Below are 12,361 nucleotides of genomic sequence, written 5' to 3'. Positions count from 1 at the left end.
AATCAATTCATTGCGCCTTTCTGGCAACAACCGAGATGAAGTCCGGCCTATCAAAAAAAAACGCGGCAAAAGTATAAAATGGTCCCAAGATTAGAAATATGCCGTGAGCGAGAGGGCGAAGCACGGACGGCAAATATGCTCCTAAGGTAGATCCGAAGATTCCAGGCACCCCATACCCATGGACTCGAACGTCAACGAAACCTACGGATTCCAAGAGTGCCCTGAGAGATGCCTTACTATGAAGAAAAAGGTGAAAGGGAGACTGCCGGAGGGTACATTTTTCCGGGGAGATCCCAAACGCAAAACCAGCTGCACTAGGAACTGTCATGACCACAAACCCGTTTTCACAAAGGAGTTCCATCACGCATTTTAGGACACGAATCGGGTCACTAACATGTTCCAAGACATGCTCCATTCGGATGAGGTCATATGACGCTTTTCCTAGACCGGCCTCAAAGCACTTCCCGTGAAAGACCGAGATCCCGATGTCACGCAACCTGCCTTCATTCTGTCTATTTTGCGGAATATCAAAACCAGCCAGCCTTTTATACCCGCACTGCGTCATCATGCGAAGCCAGCCACCCGCACCATATCCGAAGTCAAGCATCCTTGCACTGACGGGAAGAGTGAACGGAAAGGCTAAGGTATCTGCCATGACCCGGCCCGAGAACCATTCCAAGACACGGACCACGTTTCGCACGGCCACAGCGCCGCTGTATCTATTTCGCGCAGCCCATATTTTCAACCGCCGTGAGACCCCCCTTTCCCAATCCCCCCGATCGGCGTAACATTCATATTCATTGGTATAGAACGACTCTACAGTACTCTCGTCGGGCGTCGGAGACACACGTACCAAAGCGCAGAGTTCACAGCGTTCAAGGCTATACCTGAATTCTCTTACATCACCCTTAGTTTGATACCTATGAGAAAGCCCCTCTAATACCACCGTAAAACGCGAAGGACCACAAACATCGCAGGCAGATCGCTGTCCTATTTCCATTACTCTTCACCTAAATGACGTGCGATGGCTGGTCACCACCGCCCAAAACCCATTGGTATACCTCAGCCATCTGCAGACCGATGGTTGCCCAGGAAAGGCTGTCGCGGACTAACTTCCTTCCCCTGGAACCCATCTCCCATCGGTCAGCGTCGCTAAGGCTAAGGGCGATACCGAGAGCTGAGACGAGCGACGACACCCCCGGCCTAATCCACCACCCACATTGATGAGTCTCGAGCGCAGACCATGGTGTTGCGGTGGTTGTTATTACCGGCAGGCCAAAACTAAGCGCCTCTCCGACAACGTTCCCAAAATTTTCGCTATAACTCGGAAGTATAAATAGATCGGCTGCCTTATACAGCCCCTCCTTTGTCTGCCCCGCTACTTGTTCCAGAAACTCGAACGACCTCATTAAGCCAAGCTCTTCGACGCGCCGCATGACCTGCGCGCGATGACCGCCTTCATCAGGACCCACGATCTGAACGCGCCAGCCCTGAGGCCTTAGATGGTGCCATGCCTCAACGAGGTCAAACAAACCTTTTTTGGGGTGAACGCGTGAAAGGAAAAGTGCTAAGCGCTCGCGATCTGGAGGTTTCCGCTGCAACGGATCTGTCCTCGACACGATCCCGTTTGCAACGATCGCAATCGGCTGTGCGAACCCTAAGTCGCGCAGAGTTTCCGCTTCTTGTTGAGAGGTCGCATGTAGAGCGTCCGCCCGTTTTAGATCACGCCGTTGATACAAAGCCCATGCAATACGCTTGCGAGTAGCATGGTGTTGCCGCGCCCAAGGTTCCAACATACCTCGTGGACTCACGATACGTGGAACCCTATGATCAAAGGCAATGACAGCCGCTTTATGGTTATTCCGGAGCCATAGACCATGATCGTGAATGATAACGTGCTTCCCCGGGGACACTGATGAGAAAAGTAGTTTTGCGAAGTCGCCACGGGTGGTTTCCAGAAATATCCCAACACCGTTTTGAGTTAGTCCTTCCCCGAGTTTACAGACCACCGCTCCCGCCTTTCCCGAATACCGATTCGCCTCAATAATCGCAATGTCCGGTATTAAGGCAGAAAGAGCGCTGCAGAGTCCCGGAACAGAACCAGATGGACCACCTGTGGAGGGATCAAGGCTGGCAATGGTATGGATGATCTTCAAGGCATTTTCCCTTTTCTTCGATAACCATTCAAATTCTGAGAGGCCTTTTCGGACGGGATAGGTCTCGTTTGTTATTGCGACATTCCCGATGAATGTGTCCGTCCCGGGAGTCGAGTTCAGAGAATTCCACTTCACGCTCTTTCAAATTCGATTTTTGGCCCACACACGCTGCTTTCGATGATCCGAGTTTTGCCCACGTTGCGACCCCTTGGGATGCGCGCGCGACTACCCGTGACGAACATACACCAAGAACCAGGTAGAACTGTGGAGCCACATAGGTCCGCCCGAGGAAAAAGAAAAAGAGGACCCCAGCTAGACACGTTAAACTATGCAACAGTACCTTTTCTCTGGGGTTCTGGACGCGCTTCGCGGCGACGCCCAGACGTCGAATAATGGAAATAACCGACACACAAAACAGAGCAAGCCCTATGATGCCCGCCTCGGAAATAAGGCGCAGATATCCACTCTTGGCGACAAATGCCATTCCATGTGCAAACGCCGCCGTTAGCGGATCAAGGAACTCGTCAGCATAAAGATGAACATTGCCGAGGCCTACGCCAAGGATGCCGTATAACGGGGCTTGAGCCAAAAAGCCAAGTACAGCCTGATCAAAATCCTCGATCAAACTACGGCCAAGAGTTCTTTCGATAAGGATATCACTCACTGAAGCCCCCCCCGGCACGACGCTCCCAGGTCCAGAGATCGAGACGTAACCAACAAGCGCCGCCGCAAGAATTCCAAGGGCGAGCGGAAAGATTAGTGGCGTATTTTTCGTTTCACGCGAGTTTCGCGATGAAATAGCCTGAAGCGCGACGACGAGGCTACCAATCGTCCATAAAGCAAGCGCCGAGGTGGAAAGGGTCGCCACTGCAGAAATGGCAAGAATCAGGGTAATCGATATCCTCCGAGCCGGCTTTACGCCAAGCTGCGCCAACACGCCCGTCTGAATTAAAAGGAGTGCCACCACTAACGCCTGCCCGAGACCCTTTGGCTCCCCACCGAACGAACACATCCGAATGAATTCCCCAACATCGGTCCCGTATAGGCCGGTCCTTAGGATAGAGTCGCTGCCGGTCAGCACCGATTGGAGAAAGCCTATAGGTAACGGATCCCTACCGGTGACGCGCCACCAAATTACTTGAACCCACCCAATTCCGGCCAGTATGAGACATGAAATCAAATACGTTCTACCAAGTCTAAAAAGATCGTTCGCTTGCCGAACGGCCGTTGCTGCAAGCAATACCGGAGCTAACGACAGAAGGAAAACAACTATCTGCAGCACGGCGCGCGTCGTGGGATTTCTTGCCTCACCGATCGACAACGTAACATCCGGTAGAAATGGGAGTTGTGCCAAAGAATTAACGATTACGTAAACAAGAAAGACGTAAAAACTACCGGGAAGCAATAGAAAGCCTGACCGAAAAAGCCTCGAACTTCGCCGTATATAATTCCCGAGCAACGCCCCTAAAACTACCAACTGGAAGGCCGACACATTGACGCCAACGTCGGCGGACAGCCCTTGCCAAGGTGAAAGAAAGATAACCGGCTGAAGGGCGCGTACATGGACCCCCGAACATCGAGTAAACCCAAATACGATGAAGACTACGATAACGGAGACTGCGACGCTATTCATTCAAGGTAGTACGGTGTTCTGCTGAACAAATTCCCTGATCTTTCCTGTTGCCCCTCATTGCCTAAGGCTCATTGCTCTTAAGCGCTCGTGTGAACACTTCTGCGTTACGCTCAGGCGTCCAAAATACCGCTGTCTGACGGGCCGCATGCCCGAGTCGGGCCCTTTCTTCGACATTATCAATAAGTTGGCCTAACGCTCCTTCCAAGGCAGCGATATCGCCGTCCGGAACACAAAGGCCATTAAGCCCGTTTACTATACGGTCCCGTGCTGCTCCAGTCGCAGTTGTGCTGATCACTGCCTTCGCCAGCTGCATGCCTTCATCGACTGCAATCGCCCAATTATCTTCGATCGATGGTACTACCAGGATATCGCACTGACCTAACAGCCAGCCATGTACGTCCATTTGACAAAACCCAAGGAAGGAGCATTTCTCCCTTATTCCCAATTCCAATGCCTCTTTCTCGTAGCTCGCACGTTCCGGGCCATCCCCTTCAATCCAAAGGACCCAATCTGATTCACATTCTACCCTATTTAAAGCATGCAATAGAACGCTTAAGCCCTTCCGTTCAATTAGGCGTCCGCTAAACATTATTATGGTGGTAAGTGGTGTTAACTGCCTAAGACACACCTCCGGCACTTCCCTTGGAGTTGCTGCTTCAAGCCGTGAAACGCTAACACAATACGGAAACACGATCACCTTTGCCTCGGGACATCCGAGATTGACAGCATCTCTACCAACCTCGCGGCTACCAACCAAAAGTAAGTGCCCGTACTTGAACACGCCGGCGCGCATCATGCTCCCTAGCTTTTGCCGCAATCTTAGGCGCAGCCCTCCACGCGTCTTACGAAATGAATCAGAAAATACCGCGAACTTGATAGACCTTATCGCGCAAGTTAAGATACCAAGCGCGAGTTCCGCGCGAAAATAGCCCCACACTAAAACCGCATCTGGCGCCGAGAAGAAAGTTGCATATGCTACTACTGCCGCAGCCCCTAGGCGGGAAGGAAGAAATCGCCCCTCAAAAGTTTGATATTCGAACGCTCTTCGGGGAAGTTCCTGGAAGTTATGGCCCGCATCTTTCGCGTAACTTCGCGCCCTCGTGTAGATCACGGTCACATCCCAAACGCCAGAGGCTTGGAACGCGTTGAATTGATCAACATTGTATGGTGTAGGCTCCAATGCGATCACAAGCAATCTCGCCTTCTTCGTCATTTTTAATAACGCATTTCAATCTTTATGAAACATCATTTTCCAGTGTCTCCCGCTATATCGTCGGGTATCCAAAAAGCTCTTGTAGGTATTCATGGCTAACAGCGCATTCAATCGAGAACATATCAAACTTTTTTTCTCATCATATGGCCCAATTCGATACGTGGACCGAAGATAATTCCTTTCGTCTCGTCGCTTCTGCCAGACTGAGTGATCAGGGTTGGCCATTGGGCTTTCCTGAAAGTGATGTCCGCTCATCTTCGCTGCCGGATGTAGTCGCAACGCCCAAACATATCCTTCCAAAACAGAAAATCGGAAATTATTTCTTGCAAACTTGATCCAAAGCTCTGTATCCATCATATAGTGTAGGTCTTCGTTTAGCAGACCCACACTTTCAAGGCAGGCACGGGAAAAAAAAGAGCTAGGACCGAAGACGCCCAGGAAGCCGCTGGCGCCACAGGGCGCCCATCGTCGCGCTCTCGTGCACTTAAGGACGCATCCATTCGTATCTATCCAAAGACATCCTCCAACAACCCATGTTTTTGAGGAGCTGCCTTTCTCACTGAATTTCCGCGCTACCGCACCTAGGCTGCCGGGCATTAATACGTCGTCAGAGTTCAACCACGTTAATATGTCGCCGGACGCGCGTCGAAACCCTTTATTAAGAGCGTGACTCTGTCCTTTGTCCGGCGTACTCTCCCAATACGTTAGGCGGGAGTTGAAGCATTCAATAACTTTAACAGAGTCATCGTTACTCCCCCCATCCATCACTATAATCTCAAGGTTCCTATAAGACTGATTTAGGACAGACTCGATCGCCTCAGCTAGGAAAGCGCCTTGATTGAAGGAGGGTATGACAATTGAGATTTTTGGGCACATTTGCTGTGTTTTCTTTAGACCTTCTCTTCGGTTGCGTTTGAACTCCTCGTGCGAGCCGACATACTCTTTGGACGGTTACAGTGCTCCTATCCCTCCCTCGCGGTTGAAGCTTCCGTGCTGCTGCTCCGGACTATGAACCGGGTTTCCCGCCGTTCAGTGTAATCCTCTCAACTGAAGAAAGGCGACTTCCAGCGTGGGGCGCTCGCTGGTAAGATCTTACGGTATTGGATCTATGAGATATAGACAATCAGCGCTTGAATTCCTCGAGATTCTGTGGGCGTTCACATGTCGAAACTTTTCGACGCCGTTCGCCACTGGCCGACTGCCTTTCGCCGCCACCGCACGCTGCCGTTTGTTCACTGTCTGTCGACGCCGTTCTGGCCTGCGCGCCAGCGCCTAGAACGAACTCAACGTCTTCGTCGCCCACCTCGATAACAACGTCGAACTGTGGCGAGAAGTCACCGCCCCTGCCTGTTCGAAAGCATGCCACGGCGTCGCTCATCGGTTTCTTTTCCCTGCTCAACCAGCATTTGCTCTCCCCGGCGGAAGAGCATCTCCCGCCACCTCGCTTGGGCGGCTTCCCCCTGATCGCCGCTGACACGTCGAAACTGCCACTGTTCCTAAAGCACGCCGCGGGCCGCAGAATCGGCGTAGCGATCGGCTTCCTGTTCTCCTTTGCCGGTCCCGAAATGACCGCCCGCTTCCAACTCTATTCCCCTCGGTCGCTGAGCGGCAGATGTGGTTCGAGCAGTTGCCCCTCTGACCGGACGATGTGATGCTGCTCGATAGCGGGCTATCCGGCCCGTCGGGTTATCGCGGCGCTTGACCAGCGACAGCGGCACTTCTGTATGCGCGTCGACCAAGTCGGCGCCGCCACCGTCAAAGCGTTCCGTAGGTCCGGTCAACGCTTAGCGGTGATTCAAACATCGTCCTGCCTTCTCAACTGGACGCCAAGGACTCCGGGATCGGACGCAAGCCGGACGCCGTCAGTCTCAGCCCTATTGTGACACCCATCGGTAAAGGCTACGTGCTCATCACCTAGCTCCTCGACTCGTCCGCCTATACCGCCGCCGATGTCGCCGACCTCTATCCTCCCCCTTGGCGCATCGAAGACGCCTTCAAGCGCAACAAACACCGCCTGTAGTCGCAGCACCTTACCGGTCTCTCCTGGCACGCCGCGCAACAGGAATGCCGCCACGAAATGGTCTAAACAACCTCAATGTCTTGGCGATCTAGGCCGCGCAGACCGGAAAAGAACCGCTCCTCCGATCCCGGCGTGCACCGAAAGCCCAGACGGACGTACGCCACCGCCTTACTTAAACGTTGGTTCCCGATCTGGCTCATGAACGGGTTCCCGGGAATCAATACACTCCTGGCCGCCATCATCGATGAGCTACTCGCGTACGTCGGGCGATTAGTTCCGGGGAAATCCAAGGCACGGCCGAAGCGGCCTAAACCCCACCTTCATCACGCGTACAAATACACCGTCTAGAGATCCTTTCAATTTAAGTTGGGAGAATCGCCGTGAAGAAAATGGCGGATACGGTTTAAAACTGACTGACGTCCGAACTTTCGCGACTCTTTGACAGCAGCGCCAAATCGCTCTTTGTCATTTAACCACTCGACGAATCAGGCTAGACTGGCGGTGTCTTCGTGCTCTATCGCACCAGCAATTTTCTCTAGCAGCGCTGACTTGTACAAGTTGTAATCTAGCCTTTCCAGGAAAAATTCTTTCGCTTGAAGGGAAAGTCTGTCCTTATCATCAAGGTTGGATAGCGCGTTCGGCAAACACGCGGGCCGCTCCACTACAACCCCGAATTGATTAATACGTGCTAGCTCGGAATAGGTCCCGATTTCATTCATAATGACCGGAACCCCATAGCGCAAGGAAGTACTAATCTTTCCGGCAGCGAGACCGAGAACTTTTAAATTGATGCCAGTGTGGGGGCTCTTATAAGTCGGTCGGTAAAAAGCTAGTGTCGCGGACGCCCCATTTAGCAACGGCCCCATATCGTTTACGTTGTTCATTTCCACGTTGGAAAGATAAATTCGATCTGATAGAAGATCGTCTATATCGATACCCTGCGCCGCAAGCGACGCATGAGTGTTGCCATAACGCTCATGAATTAATAGGACCCACTCCCTCGGCCAAGCGCGCACACCATTTATAACTTGCGCGGCCAGCGTCCATTCACTCAGACTACCAAAGATTAAGGCAACTTTCTTCTCCGCCGGGATCCCTAGCTCGTCACGAATCCTTCTATCACCGACACCCGAGACGGCAGGTGACGAAAGGGGAAGGTAGAAGACTCGTTGAGGATCCAGTTTGTTTTCGGCCTGAAGCAATTCCCCGCGCTGTTCATCTTGGACGACCCAGAAAGAAACCCCTCGCGCACACACTCGCTCAATATCCTTGTATTTCTTTGACGTCTCACGCTCGACAGTTATTTCAAAAGAAATAAAACAATATGGGATCCCCAAAATCTCACTGATGAGTGCGGCCTCAATCAGCCCATTGCGATCGATACCGATACATAGATCGAAAGACCCGCCCTTCAGGAGCAACTCTACACGGAGAAGAATTTTTGCCAAAAAGCGTGAGCAAACCCTATCGAAAATGATGCTTTTTATATAAGACAACAGACGGTTTGTCTGTGCATACGTCACAGTAGGTGCGTTTCCTACTGGTGACGGCGGAAACCAACTGCTGATGTGCACAGAATACCCGGCACCCGTGAGGGTCTCGACAAGGCTAGCGAGTGTGGGGTTGCTTGCAACATTGCCTTCAGGGTGGCGAATCACAATCGAAAGTCCGTTTCGTTCTCCCGTGACTAAGGTCCGTTTGCCCATTGGGCTCACCTCTCAATAATTTCCCGCAGTCTGTCGGCCACATGCTCGATTTTTTCTGAGGTCAGCGCTAAGCCACTTGGCAGATAGAAACAACGATCACACAGATATTCTGAAACCTTATATTCTCCCTTGACTGTCATTCCATCACTTGCTAAAACGGGTTGCGCATGCAGCGGAAAAAACGCGGGGCGTGTACCGACTCCGTAGGATGCCAACTCGCTGCGAACATGATCGACAGATAGGGGAGAGGACTCGCTGATCACCACGGCATAAACCCAATATAGGTTCTCCGCGAACTCCGTCCGCATCAAAGGCAGCACGAGCGAATCTAAATCACAGAGTGCGGCAGTGTATAACTTTCCCATCGAACGCTTTCGCTCCAAGAACTCATCTAGTCGCTCGAGCTGGGCCAATCCCACCGCGGCCTGGAGATTTGTCATCCGCAGGTTCCATCCTAGTCGCTCATGAAAAAATCGCCTATCTGGCTGGAAACATAAATTGCGCAAACTTCGGCAGGCTTCGGCTATGTCGTCGTCATCGGTCAGGATCATCCCGCCTTCCCCAGTCGTGATGTGTTTGTTAGGGTAAAAGCTGAACGTGCTGATCTCGCCGAAACTACCACACGGCCTCCCACGATACGTCTGTCCGATCGCTTCGGCGGCGTCCTCTATGATCTTTAGCTCGTAACGTTCGGCAAGTTCCAACACCGGATCCATATCGACTGGAAGTCCATAGATGTGCACGACCATTATTGCTTTAGTGCGCGACGTAATCTTGCATTCAATCTGTGTCACATCCATGTTCCATGTCCGCGGATCTGCATCGACAAACACGGGCTTGGCGCCGGAACGTACAATCTGAAGCACACAGGAAATGATGGTGAATGTAGGCAGGATGACTTCATCCCCCGGCCCAATTCCAAGCGCCTCCACGGCCGCGTCAATCGCTGCGGTCCCGTTGCATACAGCGATCCCATGCTTGCGCCCAATCCGCGCAGCGAACTCCGTTTCAAACCGCTCGACAAAGGGCCCTTCGGATGAAATCCACCCCGTGTCGATACACTCTGCAAGATACTTCTTCTCGTTGCCATCGAGGAGCGGTTCATTTACGGGGATCATGGCTGTCCTTTAATAGATACGTTTCGATTCTGGAAGACGTAAGGCCCCTTTCGGTCAAAGGAAGAAACGGCGATCATCTTCGCTCGCTCTGCCCGCCGTGGTTTATCGGTTTATCTATACCGGCGTGGTTGACCAGGGCCCCGCGACACCGTCGCACTCGCCACGCGGCGCAAGCCAGGGTCCAGCTAGCCGCTGCATGAGCCGCCGCGCCGCGCGCATCATGTTCTGGGTCCACTCTCACTACACGGTCTCCAGCAAATGATCTTGTCAGCTGAGGCCCCGCGCTGAAGTTAGGCGCCCGGCAGTCCCTTCTGGCTCGCGGGTGAGTCAGGGAGCCCTATGGCCGCCATAGGACACTTTCTGAGAGCCCCAGCCGTGCGAGGGTTTTCGGTTCATCGCCTGCACTCAGATCTTCCGCATGACCACACAAACGCCCCACGTCTCCTCCGACGGGGCTGCACCTGTCAGAAAGGCTTCGGCACCGATTCGCTCAAAACCGTTCATCGCCCCAAGCAGGTCGAGTTCTGGCAGTGAAAAATGGCGCATTCCATGAACCTCCGTTACCGTCTCCACCGACTTCGTCACCAGATCCGTCACGAATACGTTGTATGCGACATCCACGCGGTCCTCGTTGGGATAGACGATGGGTTCCGCAATACGAAGAACCTCCACCGATGCGTTCGCCATGCGCTTCACCCGCACTTCCGGGCGACTGTGATAGACCGCCGGACTGTACCAGATATCGAACACGAAGAGCCCACCGGCCTCCAGATGCTCCGCCGCACGGGCGAAGACAGCCGTTGCTGCTGCGTTGGTAACCTGGTAGCTCACCACATGAAAGAGCGACAGTACGGCATCGAAAGTACGAGCGAGTCGGACGCTACAGATGTCCCCGGCCTCACAGGTGAATCCTTCGGTCTGCAACGCCTGACTCACCATTTCCCGACTACGCTCGATGCCATGCACCCGATAGCCTAAGAGCGATAGAAGCCGCCCATGCTTTCCCGTGCCGGAGCCGAATTCGAGCAAGTCGCCATGTTTTACCCCGTGTCGCTGCAACACGTCATGGATGTAAGCAGCTTCGGCAGGGTAATCCTTGTCCTGGTACAGAAGATCGTAATAGCGGCTATAGGCGGTGAAAGGCGCTGACGCGCTTGTGTGCTCGACCTTCGCCTTATTCATCAAACTTCGCCTCATCGCCGGTTATGCCAGCAAAACGCGTCTTGTCCCCCTCGCCGGCGTATGGGCCCTGCTTTACCTCGATGATTTCTGATTTCTCCAGCATTTCGAAGCCATGCCCCCCGACTATAAGCAAAAGCACATCACCCTGCTGCAGAACGCGGCTTTCCAAATAATTCTGCTCATCGTCGTAGAAGTCCACACGAACCCGTCCTGATTTGATAAAAAGAACTTCGTTAGTGTATTGTACCTCGCGCCTGACCGGATTGTGCACATGCGGTGGAATCACATAACCTGCTGGACGATTCATGTAACCAAGTTGCTGCGAAAAGTCGCCGGGCGTGAAAAATCGAATACCGTCCTCATGGAAGCCAGCGCGCAGCAATACGGCCAATGTGCGGTCGAGTTGAACGATGTACTCGATCACTTATTTATCTCCAGGATAAAATGACAGTAAATATCTCGACCGAGCGACTCCTTATTTCTTATCGCCAATAGTCGAAAACCTAGGCCAGCGCGTTCCAGTGGATCAAGAACCCTAGACTTTAGCCGTCTCGCGTCGTACTTTCGAGAGGATGGGACACCGTAACAGTCCATGCGAATGTACTCCTTTGCAGCTGGGTCTGAACACCCCTTTCCGAAATATTCAGGGGTCGCGTACGCGCAATAATGCGTGTGCATATACAACGGCAGAATAACTGCCTTACCGCCTGGGGTAAGTATCCGAGCAAGTTCTGCCATTAGTTGGGTATCATCGTCCCCCATGAACATTTCATAAGCGCAGTGCAACGAAACACCGCGCACTGACGCGTTTGGAAAACTGGTCCTAGTGGCGTCCTCTCGGCGATAAAAGTGAAGATCTCGATAGGCGTCACTTACCGGGTTCAGGTCTAGGGCAAATGCCTGAAGACCGTATCGCTCCCTCAGCACCTTAACCCAGGGGGAACTACTGGCAGCCATGTCCACGTAGAGATCGTCAACGCCATACGTAGCGAGGCCAAGGCGGTCAGCGGAGATCCAGTGTTCCAGAAGCTTCTCATCCCAGACCACGCTTTTAGCTCCGCCATGATAATCGGGCGGGAACCATTGATTAGACTGAAAGTACTTGAATTCAATGGGATTTGGGGTATAGTCCTCGATTCCGACTCCCATTGAACTCAGATCCTGCTCGATTCTCGTCAAATCATTGGCAGTCGGGTTCGAGTAGCGTGGCGCGTTTCGAAAGCGGCATCGATCATAATAGGGACGAACCTGTCGCCACACCATACCAGCACCAATTCGCACGGACCCAGCGAGGCCGTTACGCCAAACTTTTTCCACCAGGCTCATCCCCCAC

Annotated in this window: 11 protein-coding genes; all 11 read right to left on the bottom strand. The window is 52.8% G+C overall.

Annotation, left to right across the window (positions count from 1 at the left end):
* Positions 1 to 7: 7 nt before the first annotated feature.
* Entirely contained in the window at positions 8 to 655 is a 648-nt protein-coding gene (locus BWR02_RS21600; RefSeq protein WP_162560026.1) for a class I SAM-dependent methyltransferase, read from the bottom strand.
* A gap of 355 nt (positions 656 to 1,010) precedes the next feature.
* Complete coding sequence (locus BWR02_RS05085; protein ID WP_162560025.1) at positions 1,011 to 2,156, bottom strand: glycosyltransferase; 1,146 nt, start codon at positions 2,154 to 2,156, stop codon at positions 1,011 to 1,013.
* 28 nt (positions 2,157 to 2,184) lie between these two features.
* Positions 2,185 to 3,789 carry an O-antigen ligase family protein gene (locus BWR02_RS05080; RefSeq protein WP_139556669.1) on the bottom strand — a complete coding sequence of 535 codons (1,605 nt, stop codon included), beginning with the start codon at positions 3,787 to 3,789 and terminating at the stop codon, positions 2,185 to 2,187.
* A 61-nt stretch (positions 3,790 to 3,850) separates the two neighbouring features.
* Complete coding sequence (locus BWR02_RS05075; protein ID WP_139556668.1) at positions 3,851 to 5,002, bottom strand: glycosyltransferase family 4 protein; 1,152 nt, start codon at positions 5,000 to 5,002, stop codon at positions 3,851 to 3,853.
* Positions 5,003 to 5,017: 15 nt separating this feature from the next.
* Entirely contained in the window at positions 5,018 to 5,878 is an 861-nt protein-coding gene (locus BWR02_RS21595) for a glycosyltransferase family 2 protein (protein WP_139556667.1), read from the bottom strand.
* A 919-nt stretch (positions 5,879 to 6,797) separates the two neighbouring features.
* On the bottom strand, positions 6,798 to 7,031 hold the full coding sequence (locus BWR02_RS05060; protein WP_139556665.1) for a hypothetical protein: 234 nt from the start codon (positions 7,029 to 7,031) through the stop codon (positions 6,798 to 6,800).
* Between the two features lie 476 nt (positions 7,032 to 7,507).
* The gene (locus BWR02_RS05055) at positions 7,508 to 8,728 is read right to left on the bottom strand and encodes a glycosyltransferase family protein (RefSeq protein ID WP_139556664.1); all 1,221 of its coding nucleotides are present in this window, start codon (positions 8,726 to 8,728) and stop codon (positions 7,508 to 7,510) included.
* Positions 8,729 to 8,733: 5 nt separating this feature from the next.
* Positions 8,734 to 9,846, bottom strand: a complete 1,113-nt coding sequence (locus tag BWR02_RS05050; RefSeq protein WP_139556663.1) for a DegT/DnrJ/EryC1/StrS family aminotransferase — start codon at positions 9,844 to 9,846, stop codon at positions 8,734 to 8,736.
* 405 nt (positions 9,847 to 10,251) lie between these two features.
* Complete coding sequence (locus BWR02_RS05045; protein ID WP_162560024.1) at positions 10,252 to 11,028, bottom strand: class I SAM-dependent DNA methyltransferase; 777 nt, start codon at positions 11,026 to 11,028, stop codon at positions 10,252 to 10,254.
* Complete coding sequence (locus BWR02_RS05040) at positions 11,021 to 11,452, bottom strand: cupin domain-containing protein (RefSeq protein ID WP_139556661.1); 432 nt, start codon at positions 11,450 to 11,452, stop codon at positions 11,021 to 11,023. The genes BWR02_RS05045 and BWR02_RS05040 overlap by 8 nt, the downstream gene beginning before the upstream one ends.
* Positions 11,449 to 12,354 (bottom strand): methyltransferase domain-containing protein, encoded by a 906-nt coding sequence (locus BWR02_RS05035; protein WP_162560023.1) that lies wholly within the window; start codon positions 12,352 to 12,354, stop codon positions 11,449 to 11,451. The genes BWR02_RS05040 and BWR02_RS05035 overlap by 4 nt, the downstream gene beginning before the upstream one ends.
* Positions 12,355 to 12,361: the final 7 nt, after the last annotated feature.

Origin of the sequence: Methylotetracoccus oryzae (assembly GCF_006175985.1) — a bacterium.
Classification (GTDB): Bacteria; Pseudomonadota; Gammaproteobacteria; order Methylococcales; family Methylococcaceae; genus Methylotetracoccus; species Methylotetracoccus oryzae.
This window is presented reverse-complemented; position numbering and strand designations above follow the sequence as displayed.